Raw genomic sequence first — 16,945 nt, 5'->3', positions numbered from 1 at the left:
GGTAGGGCGGGGTAGCGCCGGGGATTACCGTCGTCGGTCAGTCGAGGAGCTTGGCCATGTTGAAGCGCTTGCCCTTGATCATTGGGGATACGGCATAGCGGATTGCGTCGATGTAGTGGTTGTTCGCATCTACCAGCACGGGAAGGATGTCGCCAGTGAGCCGGTCGACCTTGTAGCTGTACAACCGGGCCTCGTTGATCGTTGCCTTGCAGCGGGGGTGAATGACGATCTCCCGGAACGATCGGAGGAACCGAATGCCATCGTCGACGGACCCCTGCCATTTGGGCGCTGGCTTGGCTAACGGGACGCCGCTGCGGGTGATGATGCTGATCGAGCCAGGCGATGCGCTATCCCATCGAGAGACATGGCGCGCGAAATCCGGAATGGCCTCGCACACTTTCGCGCCAATGTGATCCAGTTCGATCGCGCGCCCGCCCGCCTCGTGGCTCACATAAAGCGTGTCGCCGTGGATGTAGCACCGCACCGCAGCGGTAGGGTCCTGCGCATAGCCGAAGTCGCCACCCTGATATGGCCCATCCCATGTGTCCGCCGGTTCGAACTCGGCGACCCGCCACTTACCGGCGAGCACCTGAGCGTCGGAATTGACGAGATATCCGCCCTCCCAGACATGATGATAGGTCGCCGGATCAAGGCGCTCCTGCTCACGTCTCCGGAGGGTTTCTAGGCCGGGTGGAAAAAACGGATTGTCGAAATGGTTGACCTCGACCGTGATCGCGTTGGCGGGCGGGCTCTTCCGAAAGCGATTGTCGACCGGGCTTCCCTCCTGCCGTGGGTTCCACAGCGCCCACAGTTCCGACTTAGGCTGCCGGAACACCGTCGCCTCCAGCGCCAGCCATGACGTTTCCGGCACATCCTCGGCCTCCTCAACGATTGTCAGGTCAATCTTGGCGAGCGACTTGACCGACTGCACGTTGCGCCTCAGCCCTCGAAATATGAACTGCGTCCCATTCGCGCCCTTCAGGTAATCGACGCCAACGTCGTAATGCGCCTCAAGCCATGGCTCTGACGCAATCGCAGCCTTCAACTCAGCATGGAAGCTCTCGGAAATGCTGACCTGAAACTCGCGGGTGCAGAGGATGCGCAGGGGCTCTGCATAGCCCCATACCGCCGCCATTTTTGCCGCATTGAACGACTTGCCTGAGCCGCGCCCGCCATGCAGGTTCCGGTACTGGAACGAGCCGCGCGCGGGGCCGAAGACGGGCACAAGCTTTGGCGGTAACTCAATCGTCGCTTCGGACATCGGCCGCCACGATCTTGACGACAGTCGGTCGCATACTGCCGTCCGGATTGCTCAGGTCGACAGATGATTTTTCCTGCCAGTCATCGCCGCCCATGTTTTTCATGCCGAAGATGGCAAGCGTCGATGCCCCCGGACCGCCACCATTGACGGCAATTTTCCGGCCCTGAAGTTCCCACCAGGCCGCGCATTTGGCCTTCGCCCTCCCAACGGCATCCAAAAATTCCGGGTGTTCCTCCATCCAGACGTTCAGTGTTGCACGCGCAACGCCGATCTCGGCAGCGAACGAAGTCAGGCTCGCGCCCTCTGCCATGTGGTTCACGACCTCGGCGCAATAGGCCTGCTTGAACTTCGAGGGGCGTCCGACTGGATTGGTCACGCCCCCCTCCTCTTACTCGTCAACGTCTGTCCCATCACATATCTCCGTCGTTTCGGGCCCGGTCTGCCGTTGGGCCATTTGGTGCGCCGCAGGTGCTCCTCGCGGGCTTCGATGATCTCGTCTGGCAGATCGTGTATCCAGCGCATAACCGTCTTCCACGATGCCCGGTGGATTTCCTCCAGCACCCGGTCATGGCCATGCTCGATAAAGCTGGCCGCGAACGTGTCCGGCATCGGACGACGGAACTCTTTCAAGCGCTACCCCCTATTTTCCGTTTTCCGGCCCGTGTGGTGGGCGCTGCGTTCGATGGCAGCGGCGAGCTTTGCCGGTCGGTTCGGCACCACGTGTTTGGGAGAGTTGCCGAGAGCGACAATCGACGGCTGCTGAATCAGCCACGCCACGATCGCAGCCTTCTCGGCATCGCGCCCCCGCTCGAACCCGGCGAGATAGGCCGTGGTGAGATCGTCTGATCGATCGGGGGTCATGGGCGCCCCCGGATCATATGATAGACACCGATCGCTGCAAGGCAGCGCAGCAGCCCTACTCACCGCCGCTGCCCTTGTGGTTGGCGAGGGCAGTCACTCGCGATGGGCAATTGCCGCGCGGACAGACATAGCCCATCGCGCCGCTGAACTTCATTTTGCACACCGAGCACTGATATTCCGGCTGCCAGCCCGGCGGGATGCTCGGCATGAATGGTTGCCTCGGATACAAGTTCGGGAACATCTGGCGCTCCAGCTGCTCGATCCTGCGTTCCATCTCAGCGATGCGCCGCTCCTGCTCGGCTGCTTGCTCGCCGTTGCGTACCGTCTCGGGATCAAGCTTCGTCATGGGCGGGTCTCCTCTTCGCCTCACCCTTGCACGCCGGGCAGGGGAGGGTGGCTGGTGCCGGGTTGATGGTGCTGAAGGCGTCGGCCCTGACCTGGGTGTGCCAGCCACAGGGGCAGTGCCAGTGGTGGGTGTCATCATGCCAAGGGCCGGCCGTCACCCCCTCGGGGTATCCGGGGACGTCCTGTCCCGGAATACCCCCGTAGGGGGTAGGGACGTCATCGGAGACGTCATCGGACGTCATCGGAAGGTCATCGGAGGTCATCGGGGTATTTTCCGAAAAGGTCATCGGAAGGTCATCGGTTTGAAAAATAAGCATTTTCAGTTTTCCCCCGATTTATCGCCAGAGGTCATCGGAAGGTCATCGGAGAGGTCATCGGACCCCCTTGCCACCTGTTGACGGTTGCTCCGGCCAACCTCGCGGATGCCATGCGCCGTCTTCCCTTCGCCCTTGATGACCCAGAGAAAGCCGCGCTCGATTGCGTTGATGCGGAACAGGCGATCCATGGCCCCCGCCAGTTGCTCCTTCGTCAGGCCACGCGCTTCCGGCATGTCTGCGAAGACCTTGGGGGCATAGGTGCGCGATGCCGGCAGTTCCGACACGGCGCGCTGTTCCTTCATGCGCTGACGCAGGCATGCGATGAAGCAATCATTCTCGAACCCGGCAGCACTCTCGACGCGAACAGCCGCGCGTTCCTCTGCGGGCAGCTCCTCGTCGCGGACAAAAGCCCATTCGTGCCAGCGGAAATATATTTCCTCTCCTTTCTTTCCATAGTTCGCCTTGGACTTGCGCAGGACTCGGCCGTCATCACCGAGCACATCGCCTGTGTCGGACTTGTCCGCCCAATCGAGGAACAATCGGTTTCGGACATGCGCACTCCAACCCGTTGAGCCGCTATATTCGTTGCCCTGCTTGTTGCCTTGGGCATGCTGCTTGTTCGGATGCGCGAGAAGGATGACAGCGCCCTTCATGGCCTCCGACAGGCGCTCCAGGATGCCGAGAAACACAGCCACCTCATGGCGCGCATTCTCGTTACCGGTGAACAGGTGCGCGGCATTATCGAGAAAGAGAAGGCCCGCCCCGAAGTCGAGGGCAAGGCGTTCAATCTGACGATATCTGGCAGTCAGGGATAGGCGGCCCTGCGGATCGAAGGTGCCAAGCTCATTGCCTAGCTCTCCCTTTAGAGACACCAGCAGCATGGCCCCTTCGAGATCAGTCATGTCGATGCCGAGCGACTTGTTGATGTCTTCCTGTCGGCGCCAAAGCTCGTCAGTCGGGTCTTCGCAGGTGATATAGATGACCTTGGTGTGCTGGATATCGAGACCGAGGAACTTGCGGCCGACCGCAGCGCATGTCGCCATCTGCTGCGCGATCAGAGACTTCCCGACGCCCTCCTGCCCGCTCAACAGCCCGCATGAGCCGCGCACGATCCAGCCAGGTATGACGAAGTCTCGATTGGGCGGCCTCAGTCCCTGCCACTCGCTGGGATACGCGATGCCAGGCAATGGGCCGTCATCATTATCCGGCTCGTCATATGGCGCGAAGGGCGCGAAGGGCGCGCGCGCGCCAGCGATCGCTTTGCGTATCGCCTCTGGCCCATGCTGCACGAAGTCGTCATTGGCATCACGATTTTCAGCCACGCTCAAGCCACCCTCCCCGTGGGATAGGCGACACGCGCGCCGATCTCGTTCGCGACAGCCTCGGCCGCATCGATGCCGGGGTTCTTGTCGACCCCATGCTGCGCCAGCATCTTCTCACGCGTCGCAGCGTCATCATCTGCGAACACGATAAAATCCATGTCCGGCCGATGCGCGGCCCACAGGCGCGCCACCTTTGGAAGGTTCGATGTGTTGAAGGCCACGATGCACGGCAGGCCGGAAGCCTGGTTGACGCTATCAAGCGTCGCATAGCCCTCGCCTATCACGGCCTCTTTCGCACCAGTGAAGTCGCCAATAATCGCGAACAGCCCGTCGATCCGTGCCTCTTTCATGAACAGCTTCTTGCCGTCCTCGAAGATGCGCTGAATGTTCCATATCGCGCCTTCGTCGTCATACATCGGGACCAGCAATTCGCTGCCGTGCTGCCGCAGGGGGGCGACATTCAGTCTCTTGCGGGCCGCATAAGGGTGCTCCGGGCTCGCTCGGTCGGCGGTGCTCCAGATATGGGCGGCATCGCGGGCAGCGCCTTGCTGAGCCTCGATGCGCAAGGCTTCACGGCGCGCCTTGTTGCGATCCCACTCTTCACGCAGGGCGCGCCGTTCTGCGGGGCTCAGCTCATTGGCTGTCCCGCTCGACCAGCGCCTGTTGATGCCCATCTTCCAGTTGCCAAACGCACCGGCCGGGCGCGCGTCGAGATAGAGCTTCGCCCACCCGTTCTTGCTGCCCCGGCGCTCACCGACGCAATCGAAACGGATGACGTTGCCGCACGTGATCTCGCTGATGAACGCGGCGCTATCAGTAGGCGCCACGCCCTCGCTCGCCATGAAGTCGAGAAAATCAGAGATGACTTCGTGGACCGCCATGTCAGGCCATCCCGAGCGCAGCCATATAGGCTTCCAGCTCCGCCTCGCGCTCACTGCGGGCATCGGGGTCCATGCGACGGAGCTTGATAACCTCCCGCATGATCTTGGGATTGTATCCGGTGCCCTTGGCCTCCGCGTAAACGTCGCGGATATCGTCTCCGATGCCTTTCTTTTCCTCCTCCAGGCGCTCGATGCGCTCGATCAGCAGGCGAAGACGGTCATCGGTAGCGTTAATGTTGTGGCCGATCTCAGACATTGCTCACCTCATATTTCTGATTGGACAGCCGACCTCGCGCAGCCAGTCGATGGCCTCGACGGGGTCGAAGAAGCAGGCGACAGGGAAGCCGAGCCGATGCATGGAGTTGCCCCAATCGATTTGATTTTGCTGAAGCTCGCCAGCATGGCCGCGCTTGTCGAAGCCCTTCATCTCCACGAAGGCGATGCAACGCTCTGACCACGCCACCGTCATGTCGAAAACGCCGCCGCGAATGCCTTCCTTGCGGGCAAGCAACGGGTTGCGTTTGCCGGCATTGGCATTGGCGAAAACCATCACAGACGGCGCGGCTGCACGCATGAGATTGCGGAACTGCTGCTGCCGAACGATCTCCGGCGATTTCGGGATTGCCGTAGGCCCGCGCACGAGGAAAATGGGCTCCTCATGCAGATCGCCCGATGTGAGCGAATCCAGGTGCGCCATATCGTTCACAGGAGGCGGCTCCTGCGTTCCTGCTCCGTCGCGAGCATCTGGGCGATCTTGCCCGGGCGCACGCGATACATGCGGGAGAGGTCTTCGACCGTGAAATGCGCGATGGTCCGCGCGCCGGTCAGAAGATGCAGAAGCTGGATCTCGGCATCGCGCGCCGATATCATCGTCTGGTCGATATTGGCGCTCTGGCGTCGGTTTCGCATCACTCACCCCTCCCGACGCACAGCGACGATGTCGAAATCCCAATCGCGCGGAAAAGGATGGCCCCAGCGTCCGCGCCACTTGCCCGCGGGAAGGACCTGCTTGCTGACGTCGCCGTTGCGGAAACGGACGCGTAGCGGCGCATCGCCGTGAAAGCCTCGCTCGCCGGTCCAGGGTATCCAGCCATCATCGCCGCCCCGTGTTGCCGACACTGATCTTCCCCACGGTCGTGATGCCGATCCCGTAGCGCCGCGCGATATCCTCATCGGGGACGCCCTGTCTCTTGAGCCGGCGGATCGTCTCGTTGCGGGCAAGGAGTGCTTCGATACCGGCCTGTTGCTTGGCGTTGCGTTCATGGGCGCGCAGGCGGGCATCAATGATGCGGTCAAGGCTCATATCCCCATAGCCTCCTCGAAGCGCTTCCTGCGCTCGCCTGCGAGCTGGTCGCGGCGGCGATATGCCCATCCTCGGTTGCGCTCTCTCGTCTCGCGGACGATGCGCTCCAGATCGCGCATGGCTTGCTCACGAGGGTCTGGCTTGCGGGAGAAGAGGGGGAGGAGTTTCATGAGAACAACGGCAGCTCATTCGCCGGCTGTGCGATATTGCGCTCGCCGGGCTGCGGTCGGTCCAGCCCCTTTGCCTCCAGACGGGCATATGGCCGCCAGTCAGCGAAATCGATCAGCATGCGTCGCGCAACGGTTTTTGCACTATTGAGGCTGATGCCGACAAGAGACGCCGCCTCTTTGATCTTCTTGCCCTGGTCGGCGTAGGACCGCATCAGGAGGGCGCGCTTGGCCATCTCGAAGCTCAGGCCGTGGCGCTTGGCGTACTGGTCGAACAGATAAGGCGGGCTATCCATGCTGATACCTTCCTCTGCGCTTGAGAATTTCAGTGACGCGGGCCTCGTCCACGCCGTATGACCGGGAGAGGCTGGCAGCGTTCATCGGGCCGGACGTGGCGTCCAGATGGGCGACCAGAGCGTTGAGCTTTGCCTGAAGGATTTTCTCAGCCTTGGTCATGGCGCGACGCCGCCTCCAAAGTGTCCGCGGCATCCTCAAGAAGGCGCGCGACATCGCTGCCCGAGGCGCCGCATTCATAGCATTCGCTGCCGCTCGTCAGCCCCGCCGCCTCACGAGCCTGAGCGTGAAGATCATCGATGAGCCTTTTGAGGCTCCGCTTGCCGAGATGGTTCATCCCACCACCGCCCGCAGGCGCGCGACCTGTCCATTGAGGGTGTCGCGCTCGCACGGGGCAATGTCGCGCCTGTCCGGACTGTCCTCGCGATGCGTCTCGGCTTTCGTCTTGACGAAGGCGCGACAGTGCGCGTCGATCTCGTCGAAGTCGACCTCTTCCGGCACCCGCACCAGCAGGAACCCCACTGGCAGCAGCATAGAGATGAGATCCAGCGGCAGCGCCTTGCCCTCGATCAGCCGGAACACCGCCGACATGGGGATCACCGCCGGCTGCGCATCGCCACCGGGGAAGTAGGACAGCAGCGTCGAGTTGGAGATGCCCGCGTCGAACTCGATAGCCTTGAGGGCGATGCCCCGGCGATCGATCTCGCGGCGGATAGCGCGTTGGCGTTCGCGCATGATGTCGGCAGTATCACGCATGATGTCGTGCCTCGCTGTGTGTGATAGAGGGCGCATGAACGACGCCAAACCCATCGGTGAACTTGTTGCTGAGATCGTCGCGCGCCTGTGCCCCCTGCGCTGCGACGGACTGCTCCCCGGCCGGCGTGGGATTATCCCGGCCGGGGAGCAGCTTGGCGCGGTGGAAGGACGGCGCGCCAAGGGTGGAAAAGATGTCCCGACCATGGACGTTGGAGGGAGGCATGGCCGGGACGCTGACGCCGGGAGAGGGGCGCTGAAAGCGCGCGGCGTCAGAGGGCAAGCATTCGCAAAGATTCGGGCTGGCAGTGCGCAGGCCGCATTTGGGGCAGGAGGCGGGCATTTAGTCGCGCTCCATCTGCCAAAGGCGCAGGTAAATCATGATCGCCAGAACAAGCAAAATGCCGTCGATCGTGGGGGCTACGCCAGACGCAGCACACGCAGCGAGGTACGCGCAAAAGGCCAGCACAAGGAAGGCCGTGCCGAACCATGCGCTCACAGCCGCCCTCCATTCCGGGAGGCGGGGGCTTGAGGCGCGGTCGCTTCTTTGTGCTTAGGAAAGTTCAAGACGGCGAATTCGCCAAAATGAAGGCTTGCCATGGCGTCATAGATCAGCGCCGCGTCGATGGCATTGTCCTGCAGCGGCCCTGCAATTCTTCGGCCATCAACTCTTATCAGCGACCGCCACCTTCCCGATGCCGTGCGCTCTATCCCCCTAAATCCCCAGCGATTGGTGGTTTGCCGATTGATATTATTCTGCCGCCGCGTTGCGATCCGCAGATTTGCGCGCCGGTTATCGAGGCCGTCGCCATTGACGTGATCAACCAACTGAGAAGCCGAAGCGCCCAAGATCAGTCGATGCATGTAGCGGCGCCCTGCCAAAGTCGGCTTTGCGCCACCGCGGCCATTGACCGCGTAAAATCCCCCTGTCGAACGCTCGACAGGGTGGGCGTGCCATTTAATCCCGGCGACGAGATGTTCATCTTCATCGTCAATGATGGCGAACAGGCCGCGAGAGAGAGGTGTCCTCGCCATATCTATGCCGCGCGGTCCTGGGGGGGCTCGATTCCAATCCGCGCAGCAGCTTCTTGCTGCCATGCCGAGAATGGAACTTGCCCGCCTGTGGCGCGCTCAATGGCCCTGGCGGTTTCGGCATCCGGAAAGCGCAAGCCGTTGGCGTACCGATTTACAGCGGCTTGGCTCTTGCCGATCTCCGCTGCGAGCGCCAGTTGCGAATTGGCTTCGTCGTCAACGAATGCCCTAATGAGGCTCTGATAGGTGCTCATGAGCCATTCATATACCAAAACGGTATTTGACCGCAATAGCCAATATACCGCTTCGGTCATTCATTTGTTGCAGCCGGTGGACCATTATACCGGCATGGCATTCAGAACGAATCTGATACGGCTCCGAAAGGAGAGGGGCTGGCAGCAAGACGAACTTGCCGAGCGGGTTGGCGTCGCACAGGAAACGGTGAGCCGCTGGGAGACTGGTGGGCGCGAGCCGCGCGGGAAGCTTCGGCTAAAACTCGCCGAGGCGCTATCCGTCCCGGAGGCAGAACTTTTTCTGGAAAGAGGCTTGGGCGCCCCAGAACAGGGCGCGTTTGTAAGTCTCCCGGTCCAGCTTCCTACTGCAAGCGTGCTGACACGTATGTTTCAAACGCTCCTGGAGCAGACTGCGACCGCCGGCGATGAGGGCGAGCGCGCGCGAATGCTCGCGCGGAGCTTTCCAAGCACTTTCCAAGCTCATTTATCTCTTCAAGGTCAGCGCGCATCCGATGAAGAGAATATCGTCGAAGTGCCTCTTCATGCTGGCGGCGAAGCCCGGCCATAGAATGGACAATCGCGGCGCAGCGCAGCGTGCAGTCCGGGCATTGTTCGGGGCAGGCCGGCTCTCCCATCCTGATTTCTTTTGGCATGTCGCCTCCGAGTCGATGTTCTCAATATGTTCTCATAGGAAGAATCCTATTTTGCAAGCGCGTTAAGGAGCCTTTGCGCTTGGCCTGCAATATCAATGGGAGAGGTGGATGCTGACGGAGCCGCTATACGCACGCATGATGGCTGGAAAGCGTGAAGGCATACTCGACGACCTGTTGCCGATCGCGATAAAGAAATATCAGGCTGGCTTTTCCCGGTTCGCAGACTGCGGGGCTGGCGTCGGTAAAGTCTCAACGCAATATGGCGCGCTTTTGGATGCGCATCTGGAGCCTGAAAACAGGCACTCGGCGAGCGTAGAATGCTTTGAGCCTCTGCCAGAGAACGTGGTGGTTCTTGAGCGCGTATGTGCGGACCACCCAAATTTGAACGTGCGCCCGTTCGCCGTCTCTAATTTCAGTGGCCGTGCAAGCTTTTCAGTTCCAACGCGCATGGGCAATAGCGCCAACCCCGATTGGCCGCCCGGCACGTCGTATGACGGCATGCTTGGCGCTCACTACGCCGACACGGTGGAGGTTGAGGTCGTTCGCCTCGACGCGGAACCTCAATATGACTTCGTGAAACTTGACTTGCAGGGCGGGGAGATGAGCGCCCTTGAAGGATTGGGAAACACCATTCGGGGCGTTAAGCTGATATATGCCGAAAATCAGCTTTTAGCCCGAGAGGGCACGGTCGGATATCTGCGCGACAAAGGCTTCATCTGCTGTTTTGATCGGCTTCAGTTCGGGTTTGCGCCGGAAACCAGTTGGCTAGCTCTGGAGCTTTTGGAGCAATTGGGCCTCAAAATCAGCCACATGAACCTGCCGACCAAGGGTGTCCCATTCTTTTGCCTGGGCTATTTCGACGTTCACGCCGATCCCGTTGACGAAAACGGCCAGCTCTCCGACGAGACGATCAGGCGTTTCAAAGATGCGGGTATCATCTACCTGCAAACCGATATCTTGGCAATCAACGCCAAGGCAGCCGGCGACCTGTTGAACTTCATATAGTGGGCCGACGCTAGCGCGATCGGCCTACACCAATCTCCTTAGCCCGCCCCGCCAGGCGGGCCTTTTTGCGTGCGCTTTAAAAATATACCGAAACGGTATTGACGCGCAAATACCGAAACGGTATATATCCCTCCATCGCCCCTACCGGCGTGATGGAAGGAAATGACGATGGCGAAGAAGCCGACGAAGACGGCGGTTGTCGAGAAGAAGTCGATCAAGGGCTTCGACAGCAATCTCTCCTGCCGGGGATATCAGTTCGAGATCGGCAAGACCTTCGAGCATGATGGATCCGTCCGTGCCTGCGAAGGCGGCTTCCACGCCTGTGACGCCGATGCTCACCCACTCTCGGTCTTCAATTATTACCCTCCGGCCACGTCTCGCTACTGCGAGGTCATCCAGTCCGGAGAAATGCACTCCGACGATCAGATCAAGATCGCGTCGGCCAAGATCACCATCGGCGTCGAGGTAAGCCTTCATGACTTGATTTCCCGCGCGGTGAAATATGTCTTCGACCGCTGCACGCAGAAAGAGGGTGCGTCCGCCACCGGCCCCCAAGGCGCTGCGTCCGCCACCGGCGACCTAGGCGCTGCGTCCGCCACCGGCACCCGAGGCGCTGCGTCCGCCACCGGCCCCCGAGGCGCTGCGTCCGCCACCGGCTACCAAGGCGCTGCGTCCGCCACCGGCTACCTAGGCGCTGCGTCCGCCACCGGCACCCGAGGCGCTGCGTCCGCCACCGGCCCCCGAGGCGCTGCGTCCGCCACCGGCTACCAAGGCGCTGCGTCCGCCACCGGCTACCAGGGCGCTGCGTCCGCCACCGGCGACCTAGGCGCTGCGTCCGCCACCGGCACCCGAGGCGCTGCGTCCGCCACCGGCGACCTAGGCGCTGCGTCCGCCACCGGCGACCTAGGCGCTGCGTCCGCCACCGGCACCCGAGGCGCTGCGTCCGCCACCGGCCCCCGAGGCGCTGCGTCCGCCACCGGCGACCTAGGCGCTGCGTCCGCCACCGGCCCCCGAGGCGCTGCGTCCGCCACCGGCCCCCGAGGCGCTGCGTCCGCCACCGGCTACCAAGGCGCTGCGTCCGCCACCGGCTACCAGGGCGCTGCGTCCGCCACCGGCGACCTAGGCGCTGCGTCCGCCACCGGCACCCGAGGCGCTGCGTCCGCCACCGGCGACCTAGGCGCTGCGTCCGCCACCGGCTACCAAGGCGCTGCGTCCGCCACCGGCACCCGAGGCGCTGCCATGTCCTCTTACGAGGGCAAGGTGCGCGGCGCGTCTGGCAACGCACTGTTCGCTATTGAACGCGACCAAGACCTCAACATTATCTCGGTAGCCGCCGGCATCGCCGGTGTCGATGGGATCGCCCCCGACACTTGGTACGTCTGCAAGGCTGGAAAGCTGGTGGCCGCATGATCCCCACCGCCCTCCACCCCCTGAGCGAGGTCCGGACCCACGACCTGCTCGACATGCTCGATGCTGTGTTCGCCGAGTTGAACAGCCGTCCTGTGTTTGGTGACACCGAACTCGACGACACGTTCGCACAGGCTGAAGCCGCGATCGACGAACTTACACACGCCGGACGGGAATATCTCGACTGGCGCACGCACGAGCACGGCCTTGGCGCTGCCGCTCTTGGACTGACGAGGGGAGTGAGGGGATGAGTGCCCGTCACTACACGCTCTGGGCCGACCCGCGCCTAGCCGACGCCTACGATCTCGTTTCCGATGTCGTCCGCGATCACTCGATTGCCGAGGACAAGATCCCTGAGGTTGCAGCGCTTCTCACTGAAATCAACAAGGCCGACGAGTTCCTTGCCGGCCTTCTCCGCGACCGGAGGGCCTCATGACGATTGATGCTTATGACGCTGGGCTGCTGAACGATTTCGGCGGTGGTGACGTTAACTGGTGGCAGGACTATCTTCGCGCCGAATTGGGCCGCGCTCACGATTTCTATGCCGCCCACATCGAGCGCATCGAGGCTCTGAATGGCCGGGCGATGCACCTTATCGACCGCTTGTTGGATTATCGCGTCGGCGAACTCACCAGCCAAGGCTGGCTCCGCGACAATGACAATGTGCGCGCGATTGTGGCTGATATGGCCGCCCTCAAAGCCGCCTCCCTCTCTGGTCAGGGAGAGGCGAAGTGAGCGCTATCCGCTACGGTGACTGGCACATCCAGTACGACCCGCCGCCGATCCCGGTGCGCACGATGGACTGGCATTACTGGCACGACGATTTCGATGGCGCCGATGATGCCTGCGACAACCGCTATGGTTCTGTCGCCAGCCTTGAAGCCGCCATGGACGAGATCGACGATTACGAGGCCGAGCGCTTCGAAGAATATGGCTGCGTTCATGGTTGCAGGCTTGGAATAGAGCCGGGGCCATACGAGTGCATGAGCACAGAGCGGTGCAGTCATCGCGATAGTGTTCGCGCTCGTCTCGCAGCCCGCCCCCCCTCTCAGCCGGTTGGGGGTGCGTGATGGCATATCGTATGCATCTCATTGGCAGCGACCGCACCCGTGTCGGTCTGACCAGTAGCGGTGGAGCGAATATCGAGGTCTGGTCGGCCCCGTTTGGTGACGCTGATGCAGAATTTGAGGCCGAAATCCACGTTCCGGCGAGCGATGTGGAGGAGCTTGCCAGATGGCTGCTCAAGAACGCATGACCGCCCTCGCACACTACACCGCCCTTGCGGAAGCAGCGCAGCAAGCCCGCGACGCACAGGGCCGGTTCGCCACCACACGCGAGCCGATCAATCTGGATGAGCTGGCGCGACGCTGGCGTGATCCGCACGACGCTGCTGATCGCCGCGAGGAATATGATCGATGGAGCCGGGCTTTCGACGCCGGCCGCCCTGATCGCCGCGAGCGTGACGAGCAAGTCCTGCGCGACGCCAACCTTCCCGAGGACGAAATCACCCGCGTGCTGAGCGCCGGGGACATTGGAGGTCGAGATGCGTGAATACACCCACCTTCCCCCCGCCGAGCTGCACCAGCTCACCGATGAGGACGCCTGCGAGGCGATCTGGCGGCAGTTCGTCTGCGGCCTCTACACCGGGTGCGTGCTCGGCCTGTGCGCCGGGGTGTGCGCGGCCAGCCTGTGGTGGATGGGGTGATGACTTCTCTCAACCGAAAGGAAACCGACATGGCCACCGCGCCCCTGCTTGACGCTGCCCAGGATTCGACGGCCATTGTCGTCGCGGTACAGAAAAACCCCGGCATCGTGTTGCTCGACACCGAAAAGTTCGATGTCTTCTATGAGAAGCTCAAAGCGGACGCGCCGGTTGATGCCGATGTGACCACGAACAAGGGCCGGGAAGCGCTGCGCAAGTTCGCCGCCAATGTCCGGTCGCAGAAGGCAGCGATCGACAAGTCGCGGCTCGCGCTGACCAAGGAATGGCGTGACATGACCGCGCAGGCCAACGCGGCCGGAAAGATCATCGAGCAGCGGCTTGAAGCGCTTGCCACCGAGGTCCGCCAGCCCCTGACCGATTGGGAGCAGGCTGAGAATGAGCGCCTGTCCAACTGCCGCGATACCATCGCGCGCATCCGTGCCGCCGCGAACGTCACCATCGTCGACACGGTTGAAAGCGTGCAGGAGCGCGGCACCGACATCTGGGGCATCGTGATTGATCCCGAGGTGTTCGGCGATCTGGCAGCGGAAGCGCAGGCGGCGAAGGATCAGACTGTCTCCGTGCTCAAAGAGGCATTGGCCCGGTTGAAGCGGGAGGCAGAAGAGCGCGCCGAGCTGGAGAAGCTGCGCGCTGAAAAGGAAGAGCGTGACCGGGTCGAGGCTGAGCGCATTGCTGAGCAGGAGCGGGTTGCTGCCCAGGCCGAAGCTACCCGTGTCGCCGAAGAGCGCCGTATCGCGGCCGAGAAGGCCGAGGCCGAGCGCATTGCGCGCCTTGAGCGCGAGGCTGCTGAACGTGCCCAGCGTGAAGCTGAAGCTGCTGCTGAGGCCGAGCGCCAGCGTATCCAGCGCGAGCATGAGGAAGCACTGGCTGCCGAGCGAGCGCGCGCGGATGAAGTGGAGCGTGCTGCACAGGCAGAACGCGACCGCATCGCCGCCGAGCAAGCCGAGCAGGCCAAACGCGACGCCGACAAGGCCCACCGCACCGCCGTCATGAAGGCCGCCAAGGAGGCAATCATGACCTGTGGCGTGGATGAGGAGGTCGCCAAGAAGATCGTGCTGCTGATCCGCAGCGGCGAAGTCCCCAACGTTTCGCTGAGGTTTTGAGCCATGGATAACCCCTTCGCCCCAGACTATCGCGAACCGGAGCTTTTCGAGGCACCGCGCGACGAGCCCAAGGCCAAGCCGCGCACCGGTCACATCACCATCCACAACCAGTTCGAACAAGGCTCAGAGCAGTGGCTACAGGCGCGCTGCGGGCTTCTGACTGCGAGCGAGATGAAGCACGTCATCACCGCCAAGACGCTCAAGTCTGCGCAGAACGACAAGGCGACGGCGCACCTCTACGAACTGCTTGCCCAGCGCATCACCGGCTATGTCGAGCCGCACTATGTCAGTGATGATATGCTGCGTGGGCAGGAAGACGAAATCCTCGCGCGCGCAGCATATGCCGAGCACTACGAGCCGGTCGAGGAAATCGGCTTCATTACGAACAACCGCTGGGGCTTCACGCTCGGTTACAGCCCGGACGGCAAGATCGTCGGGAAGAAAGCCGGCATTGAGGGCAAGTCACGGCGCCAGAAGTATCAGATCCAGACGCTGGTCGAGCACGTCCTTCAGGGCACGATCCCCGACGATTATGTGATCCAGTGCCAGACCGGATTGCTGGTCGCGGAATGGGAGTGGATCGATTTTCTATCCTACTGCGGCGGCCTGCATATGCCTGCGATCCGGGTCTATCCCGATCCCGTCATTCAGGACGCGATCGTCAACGCGGCCGGTGAGTTTGAGCGCCGGCTTTCCGAGAAATTGAAGCTCTACCACGAGGCGCTGGCCAGCAATGCCAGGCTCGTGGCGACGGAGCGGCGTGAAGAAGAGGAAATCGTGATATGAACGACATGGTAGACATGTCCCGCTTCGTCGAGGCGAAGTCGGACCAATTGAACGCCGACGATCTGATCGGCGCACCCCGCACGATCACTGTCACGCGGGTGACCGGCAACGACGGCGATCAGCCGGTGTCGATCTTCTACGAGGGCGACAACGGGAAACCTTTCAAGCCCTGCAAAACCATGCGCCGCGTCCTGCTTGCTGTCTGGGGGCGCTATGCCGCCGACTATGTGGGGCGTTCGATGCGGATTTATCGCGACGACAAGGTGACGTTCGGCGGCCTTGATGTCGGCGGCATCCGCATCAGCCACATGAGTCATATCGACAAGGAAACGGTCGTCGTCGTCATGAAGACGAAGGGCAAGAAGGCAGGTATCAAAATCCTGCCCCTCAAAGCCGAACCGGAGCAGCAGAAGCGCGATCCCGCAGCAGCAGCAGCAGACTGGACGGCGACGCACATCGGCCTTGTCGAAACCGCCATGGACGACGCGGCGCTGCACGAGCTGCGGCACAAGGCCGAAAAGACGCTGGCCAGACTGGCAGAGAACCACCCGGAGCTGCGCAGCCAGATCAGTGCGGCCTATGATCGCCGGTTTTCCGAGCTTCAGGAGAAGCGCGGCGAAACCGACATGGGCGAGGCCATCAGTGGCGCCGAGGAAGCGCCGCCCGAATTTTGACCGAAGGGAGACACCCAATGTTCGTCACCAAGAAGCATCACGCCAAGACCGTCGCCGCTCTTGAGGCGCAGATCGAGACAATGACCTCGATCGCGCGCGGTCGAGAGGTGCTTATCGCCAAGCTGGTAAAGGAGCGGGACGAAGCCCAGGCCGAACTCGCCGTCTTCCGCGCCAAGAAGGCCAAGGCCATCGCGAACCTGACTGCGGCGAACGCGAGGAAGTCCGCCGAGGCCAAGGCGCGGGCAGCAGCGTCATGATCCTCACCCGCCAGATCGGCCGCTTCACGCTGCGGCAGGACCCCGTGCTGGTCGCTCAGATGGTCGCCTACAAGCGCGAGAGGGAGGGCGAGTTTTGGGCGGATCGCCGTGACCGGGAGCCGCGGAAGTGAAGATTTGCGCAACGAAGGGCTGCGGGAAGGTGCTGGGGCTCCGGAACAAGTCCGGAATGTGCCGCCCCTGCAACACGCAGGCTCTCTGGCGCGATCCTCACTTCCGCGCGAGGAAGGCCCGATCCAACGCTGCGACGCTGGCCAGAAACCGCCAGAACCCGGACTATGTTGCCGCCGAGCGTGCGCGCCAGATGGCTGTGATCGCCCGCGTGAATGAGGAGCGCCTCAATGTCACGCCCGAGGCTATCGCCAAGCGCGTTCGCACTTTCCGTGCCCGGAAGCTGAGCTGGTGTCCGCCGCACCTGCGCGACGAATATATCCGGCTCATGGTCAACAAGCACATTCCCGCCGCGCAGGCCCGCGAGATCATCCTCGCGCAGTGGGATGCGGACCTTGCCCGGCGGAAACACGCCGCCTGACATCAACCGGTACTGGCA

Annotated in this window: 34 protein-coding genes; 16 read left to right on the top strand and 18 right to left on the bottom strand. The window is 62.3% G+C overall.

Annotated elements, in window-relative coordinates; all coding sequences use genetic code 11:
• Positions 1-37: 37 nt before the first annotated feature.
• The 18 genes from SLG_RS10885 to SLG_RS10795 all read right to left on the bottom strand — a co-directional run bounded on the left by SLG_RS10885 (position 38) and on the right by SLG_RS10795 (position 8,790).
• Complete coding sequence (locus SLG_RS10885; RefSeq protein WP_014076520.1) at positions 38-1,261, bottom strand: PBSX family phage terminase large subunit; 1,224 nt, start codon at positions 1,259-1,261, stop codon at positions 38-40.
• Positions 1,242-1,637, bottom strand: coding sequence for a putative terminase small subunit (locus SLG_RS20400; RefSeq protein WP_014076519.1), 396 nt, complete (start codon positions 1,635-1,637; stop codon positions 1,242-1,244). The genes SLG_RS10885 and SLG_RS20400 overlap by 20 nt, the downstream gene beginning before the upstream one ends.
• Positions 1,634-1,870: a hypothetical protein gene (locus tag SLG_RS10875; protein ID WP_014076518.1), complete on the bottom strand. Its 237-nt coding sequence runs from the start codon at positions 1,868-1,870 to the stop codon at positions 1,634-1,636. Before SLG_RS10875 ends, SLG_RS20400 begins: the two co-directional genes overlap by 4 nt.
• 24 nt (positions 1,871-1,894) lie before the next feature.
• Positions 1,895-2,122 carry a hypothetical protein gene (locus tag SLG_RS10870; RefSeq protein ID WP_014076517.1) on the bottom strand — a complete coding sequence of 76 codons (228 nt, stop codon included), beginning with the start codon at positions 2,120-2,122 and terminating at the stop codon, positions 1,895-1,897.
• A gap of 55 nt (positions 2,123-2,177) precedes the next feature.
• Positions 2,178-2,468 carry a hypothetical protein gene (locus SLG_RS10865; RefSeq protein WP_014076516.1) on the bottom strand — a complete coding sequence of 97 codons (291 nt, stop codon included), beginning with the start codon at positions 2,466-2,468 and terminating at the stop codon, positions 2,178-2,180.
• Positions 2,469-2,786: 318 nt separating this feature from the next.
• Entirely contained in the window at positions 2,787-4,106 is a 1,320-nt protein-coding gene (locus SLG_RS10855; protein WP_041391929.1) for an AAA family ATPase, read from the bottom strand.
• Between the two features lie 2 nt (positions 4,107-4,108).
• Complete coding sequence (locus SLG_RS10850) at positions 4,109-4,987, bottom strand: hypothetical protein (protein WP_014076514.1); 879 nt, start codon at positions 4,985-4,987, stop codon at positions 4,109-4,111.
• A 1-nt stretch (position 4,988) separates the two neighbouring features.
• Positions 4,989-5,243: a DUF2312 domain-containing protein gene (locus SLG_RS10845; protein ID WP_014076513.1), complete on the bottom strand. Its 255-nt coding sequence runs from the start codon at positions 5,241-5,243 to the stop codon at positions 4,989-4,991.
• A 3-nt stretch (positions 5,244-5,246) separates the two neighbouring features.
• On the bottom strand, positions 5,247-5,693 hold the full coding sequence (locus SLG_RS10840; RefSeq protein ID WP_014076512.1) for a hypothetical protein: 447 nt from the start codon (positions 5,691-5,693) through the stop codon (positions 5,247-5,249).
• On the bottom strand, positions 5,690-5,899 hold the full coding sequence (locus SLG_RS10835) for a hypothetical protein (RefSeq protein ID WP_148276561.1): 210 nt from the start codon (positions 5,897-5,899) through the stop codon (positions 5,690-5,692). The genes SLG_RS10840 and SLG_RS10835 overlap by 4 nt, the downstream gene beginning before the upstream one ends.
• A 181-nt stretch (positions 5,900-6,080) precedes the next feature.
• Positions 6,081-6,290, bottom strand: coding sequence for a hypothetical protein (locus tag SLG_RS10825; RefSeq protein ID WP_014076510.1), 210 nt, complete (start codon positions 6,288-6,290; stop codon positions 6,081-6,083).
• A gap of 166 nt (positions 6,291-6,456) precedes the next feature.
• On the bottom strand, positions 6,457-6,753 hold the full coding sequence (locus SLG_RS10820; protein WP_014076508.1) for a hypothetical protein: 297 nt from the start codon (positions 6,751-6,753) through the stop codon (positions 6,457-6,459).
• Positions 6,746-6,913, bottom strand: a complete 168-nt coding sequence (locus SLG_RS21735; RefSeq protein ID WP_014076507.1) for a hypothetical protein — start codon at positions 6,911-6,913, stop codon at positions 6,746-6,748. Before SLG_RS21735 ends, SLG_RS10820 begins: the two co-directional genes overlap by 8 nt.
• A gap of 171 nt (positions 6,914-7,084) precedes the next feature.
• The gene (locus SLG_RS10810) at positions 7,085-7,507 is read right to left on the bottom strand and encodes a hypothetical protein (RefSeq protein ID WP_014076505.1); all 423 of its coding nucleotides are present in this window, start codon (positions 7,505-7,507) and stop codon (positions 7,085-7,087) included.
• Positions 7,500-7,787, bottom strand: coding sequence for a hypothetical protein (locus tag SLG_RS10805; protein WP_231848663.1), 288 nt, complete (start codon positions 7,785-7,787; stop codon positions 7,500-7,502). The genes SLG_RS10810 and SLG_RS10805 overlap by 8 nt, the downstream gene beginning before the upstream one ends.
• 60 nt (positions 7,788-7,847) lie before the next feature.
• Positions 7,848-8,003, bottom strand: coding sequence for a hypothetical protein (locus SLG_RS21730; protein WP_014076503.1), 156 nt, complete (start codon positions 8,001-8,003; stop codon positions 7,848-7,850).
• The gene (locus SLG_RS21350; RefSeq protein WP_014076502.1) at positions 8,000-8,539 is read right to left on the bottom strand and encodes an HNH endonuclease; all 540 of its coding nucleotides are present in this window, start codon (positions 8,537-8,539) and stop codon (positions 8,000-8,002) included. The genes SLG_RS21730 and SLG_RS21350 overlap by 4 nt, the downstream gene beginning before the upstream one ends.
• Before the next feature lie 2 nt (positions 8,540-8,541).
• Complete coding sequence (locus tag SLG_RS10795; protein WP_231848662.1) at positions 8,542-8,790, bottom strand: helix-turn-helix domain-containing protein; 249 nt, start codon at positions 8,788-8,790, stop codon at positions 8,542-8,544.
• Between SLG_RS10795 and SLG_RS20925 the strand changes: the two genes are divergently transcribed.
• The 16 genes from SLG_RS20925 to SLG_RS21720 all read left to right on the top strand — a co-directional run bounded on the left by SLG_RS20925 (position 8,789) and on the right by SLG_RS21720 (position 16,927).
• Positions 8,789-9,337, top strand: a complete 549-nt coding sequence (locus SLG_RS20925; protein ID WP_083853462.1) for a helix-turn-helix transcriptional regulator — start codon at positions 8,789-8,791, stop codon at positions 9,335-9,337. The genes SLG_RS10795 and SLG_RS20925 overlap by 2 nt on opposite strands.
• Before the next feature lie 193 nt (positions 9,338-9,530).
• Entirely contained in the window at positions 9,531-10,427 is an 897-nt protein-coding gene (locus SLG_RS10785) for an FkbM family methyltransferase (RefSeq protein WP_014076499.1), read from the top strand.
• A gap of 168 nt (positions 10,428-10,595) precedes the next feature.
• On the top strand, positions 10,596-11,837 hold the full coding sequence (locus SLG_RS10780; RefSeq protein WP_041391924.1) for a DUF7666 domain-containing protein: 1,242 nt from the start codon (positions 10,596-10,598) through the stop codon (positions 11,835-11,837).
• Positions 11,834-12,085, top strand: a complete 252-nt coding sequence (locus SLG_RS10775) for a hypothetical protein (RefSeq protein ID WP_014076497.1) — start codon at positions 11,834-11,836, stop codon at positions 12,083-12,085. The genes SLG_RS10780 and SLG_RS10775 overlap by 4 nt, the downstream gene beginning before the upstream one ends.
• Positions 12,082-12,270 carry a hypothetical protein gene (locus tag SLG_RS10770; RefSeq protein WP_014076496.1) on the top strand — a complete coding sequence of 63 codons (189 nt, stop codon included), beginning with the start codon at positions 12,082-12,084 and terminating at the stop codon, positions 12,268-12,270. The genes SLG_RS10775 and SLG_RS10770 overlap by 4 nt, the downstream gene beginning before the upstream one ends.
• The gene (locus SLG_RS10765; RefSeq protein WP_014076495.1) at positions 12,267-12,569 is read left to right on the top strand and encodes a hypothetical protein; all 303 of its coding nucleotides are present in this window, start codon (positions 12,267-12,269) and stop codon (positions 12,567-12,569) included. The genes SLG_RS10770 and SLG_RS10765 overlap by 4 nt, the downstream gene beginning before the upstream one ends.
• Positions 12,566-12,904 carry a hypothetical protein gene (locus SLG_RS10760; RefSeq protein ID WP_014076494.1) on the top strand — a complete coding sequence of 113 codons (339 nt, stop codon included), beginning with the start codon at positions 12,566-12,568 and terminating at the stop codon, positions 12,902-12,904. Before SLG_RS10765 ends, SLG_RS10760 begins: the two co-directional genes overlap by 4 nt.
• A complete protein-coding gene (locus SLG_RS10755) occupies positions 12,904-13,089 on the top strand; it encodes a hypothetical protein (RefSeq protein WP_041391922.1) in 186 nt (61 codons plus the stop codon). The genes SLG_RS10760 and SLG_RS10755 overlap by 1 nt, the downstream gene beginning before the upstream one ends.
• Positions 13,068-13,385: a hypothetical protein gene (locus SLG_RS10750; protein ID WP_231848661.1), complete on the top strand. Its 318-nt coding sequence runs from the start codon at positions 13,068-13,070 to the stop codon at positions 13,383-13,385. Before SLG_RS10755 ends, SLG_RS10750 begins: the two co-directional genes overlap by 22 nt.
• The gene (locus SLG_RS21725) at positions 13,378-13,539 is read left to right on the top strand and encodes a hypothetical protein (RefSeq protein WP_014076491.1); all 162 of its coding nucleotides are present in this window, start codon (positions 13,378-13,380) and stop codon (positions 13,537-13,539) included. The genes SLG_RS10750 and SLG_RS21725 overlap by 8 nt, the downstream gene beginning before the upstream one ends.
• 29 nt (positions 13,540-13,568) lie before the next feature.
• Positions 13,569-14,660 (top strand): hypothetical protein, encoded by a 1,092-nt coding sequence (locus SLG_RS10745; RefSeq protein WP_014076490.1) that lies wholly within the window; start codon positions 13,569-13,571, stop codon positions 14,658-14,660.
• Positions 14,661-14,663: 3 nt separating this feature from the next.
• Positions 14,664-15,446 (top strand): YqaJ viral recombinase family protein, encoded by a 783-nt coding sequence (locus SLG_RS10740; RefSeq protein WP_014076489.1) that lies wholly within the window; start codon positions 14,664-14,666, stop codon positions 15,444-15,446.
• A 14-nt stretch (positions 15,447-15,460) separates the two neighbouring features.
• Positions 15,461-16,120, top strand: coding sequence for a hypothetical protein (locus tag SLG_RS20390; RefSeq protein ID WP_148276558.1), 660 nt, complete (start codon positions 15,461-15,463; stop codon positions 16,118-16,120).
• A 17-nt stretch (positions 16,121-16,137) separates the two neighbouring features.
• Complete coding sequence (locus tag SLG_RS10730) at positions 16,138-16,377, top strand: hypothetical protein (RefSeq protein ID WP_014076487.1); 240 nt, start codon at positions 16,138-16,140, stop codon at positions 16,375-16,377.
• On the top strand, positions 16,374-16,508 hold the full coding sequence (locus tag SLG_RS22365) for a hypothetical protein (protein ID WP_269453877.1): 135 nt from the start codon (positions 16,374-16,376) through the stop codon (positions 16,506-16,508). The genes SLG_RS10730 and SLG_RS22365 overlap by 4 nt, the downstream gene beginning before the upstream one ends.
• Positions 16,509-16,699: 191 nt before the next feature.
• A complete protein-coding gene (locus SLG_RS21720) occupies positions 16,700-16,927 on the top strand; it encodes a hypothetical protein (protein ID WP_158512713.1) in 228 nt (75 codons plus the stop codon).
• Positions 16,928-16,945: the final 18 nt, after the last annotated feature.

It is taken from the genome of Sphingobium sp. SYK-6 (genome assembly GCF_000283515.1).
Classification (GTDB): Bacteria; Pseudomonadota; Alphaproteobacteria; order Sphingomonadales; family Sphingomonadaceae; genus Sphingobium; species Sphingobium lignivorans.
Note: the sequence above shows the minus strand (reverse complement) of the source record. Positions and strands in the feature narration are given on the sequence as shown.

What these genes read in the sequence shown, in the direction of transcription:
- SLG_RS10770 (WP_014076496.1), top strand. Translation starts at nt 12,082, where the DNA reads ATGAGTGCCCGTCACTACACGCTCTGGGCCGACCCGCGCCTAGCCGAC.
- SLG_RS10750 (WP_231848661.1), top strand. Translation starts at nt 13,068, where the DNA reads ATGGCTGCTCAAGAACGCATGACCGCCCTCGCACACTACACCGCCCTT.
- SLG_RS21350 (WP_014076502.1), bottom strand. Translation starts at nt 8,539, where the DNA reads ATGGCGAGGACACCTCTCTCTCGCGGCCTGTTCGCCATCATTGACGAT.
- SLG_RS10745 (WP_014076490.1), top strand. Translation starts at nt 13,569, where the DNA reads ATGGCCACCGCGCCCCTGCTTGACGCTGCCCAGGATTCGACGGCCATT.
- SLG_RS21720 (WP_158512713.1), top strand. Translation starts at nt 16,700, where the DNA reads ATGGCTGTGATCGCCCGCGTGAATGAGGAGCGCCTCAATGTCACGCCC.
- SLG_RS10865 (WP_014076516.1), bottom strand. Translation starts at nt 2,468, where the DNA reads ATGACGAAGCTTGATCCCGAGACGGTACGCAACGGCGAGCAAGCAGCC.
- SLG_RS10870 (WP_014076517.1), bottom strand. Translation starts at nt 2,122, where the DNA reads ATGACCCCCGATCGATCAGACGATCTCACCACGGCCTATCTCGCCGGG.
- SLG_RS10730 (WP_014076487.1), top strand. Translation starts at nt 16,138, where the DNA reads ATGTTCGTCACCAAGAAGCATCACGCCAAGACCGTCGCCGCTCTTGAG.
- SLG_RS10885 (WP_014076520.1), bottom strand. Translation starts at nt 1,261, where the DNA reads ATGTCCGAAGCGACGATTGAGTTACCGCCAAAGCTTGTGCCCGTCTTC.
- SLG_RS10810 (WP_014076505.1), bottom strand. Translation starts at nt 7,507, where the DNA reads ATGCGTGATACTGCCGACATCATGCGCGAACGCCAACGCGCTATCCGC.
- SLG_RS10755 (WP_041391922.1), top strand. Translation starts at nt 12,904, where the DNA reads ATGGCATATCGTATGCATCTCATTGGCAGCGACCGCACCCGTGTCGGT.
- SLG_RS10780 (WP_041391924.1), top strand. Translation starts at nt 10,596, where the DNA reads ATGGCGAAGAAGCCGACGAAGACGGCGGTTGTCGAGAAGAAGTCGATC.
- SLG_RS10820 (WP_014076508.1), bottom strand. Translation starts at nt 6,753, where the DNA reads ATGGATAGCCCGCCTTATCTGTTCGACCAGTACGCCAAGCGCCACGGC.
- SLG_RS20925 (WP_083853462.1), top strand. Translation starts at nt 8,789, where the DNA reads ATGAGCCATTCATATACCAAAACGGTATTTGACCGCAATAGCCAATAT.
- SLG_RS10785 (WP_014076499.1), top strand. Translation starts at nt 9,531, where the DNA reads ATGCTGACGGAGCCGCTATACGCACGCATGATGGCTGGAAAGCGTGAA.
- SLG_RS10775 (WP_014076497.1), top strand. Translation starts at nt 11,834, where the DNA reads ATGATCCCCACCGCCCTCCACCCCCTGAGCGAGGTCCGGACCCACGAC.
- SLG_RS10795 (WP_231848662.1), bottom strand. Translation starts at nt 8,790, where the DNA reads ATGAGCACCTATCAGAGCCTCATTAGGGCATTCGTTGACGACGAAGCC.
- SLG_RS21735 (WP_014076507.1), bottom strand. Translation starts at nt 6,913, where the DNA reads ATGACCAAGGCTGAGAAAATCCTTCAGGCAAAGCTCAACGCTCTGGTC.
- SLG_RS10740 (WP_014076489.1), top strand. Translation starts at nt 14,664, where the DNA reads ATGGATAACCCCTTCGCCCCAGACTATCGCGAACCGGAGCTTTTCGAG.
- SLG_RS10850 (WP_014076514.1), bottom strand. Translation starts at nt 4,987, where the DNA reads ATGGCGGTCCACGAAGTCATCTCTGATTTTCTCGACTTCATGGCGAGC.
- SLG_RS21725 (WP_014076491.1), top strand. Translation starts at nt 13,378, where the DNA reads ATGCGTGAATACACCCACCTTCCCCCCGCCGAGCTGCACCAGCTCACC.
- SLG_RS10825 (WP_014076510.1), bottom strand. Translation starts at nt 6,290, where the DNA reads ATGAGCCTTGACCGCATCATTGATGCCCGCCTGCGCGCCCATGAACGC.
- SLG_RS10845 (WP_014076513.1), bottom strand. Translation starts at nt 5,243, where the DNA reads ATGTCTGAGATCGGCCACAACATTAACGCTACCGATGACCGTCTTCGC.
- SLG_RS22365 (WP_269453877.1), top strand. Translation starts at nt 16,374, where the DNA reads ATGATCCTCACCCGCCAGATCGGCCGCTTCACGCTGCGGCAGGACCCC.
- SLG_RS10875 (WP_014076518.1), bottom strand. Translation starts at nt 1,870, where the DNA reads ATGCCGGACACGTTCGCGGCCAGCTTTATCGAGCATGGCCATGACCGG.
- SLG_RS10765 (WP_014076495.1), top strand. Translation starts at nt 12,267, where the DNA reads ATGACGATTGATGCTTATGACGCTGGGCTGCTGAACGATTTCGGCGGT.
- SLG_RS20390 (WP_148276558.1), top strand. Translation starts at nt 15,461, where the DNA reads ATGTCCCGCTTCGTCGAGGCGAAGTCGGACCAATTGAACGCCGACGAT.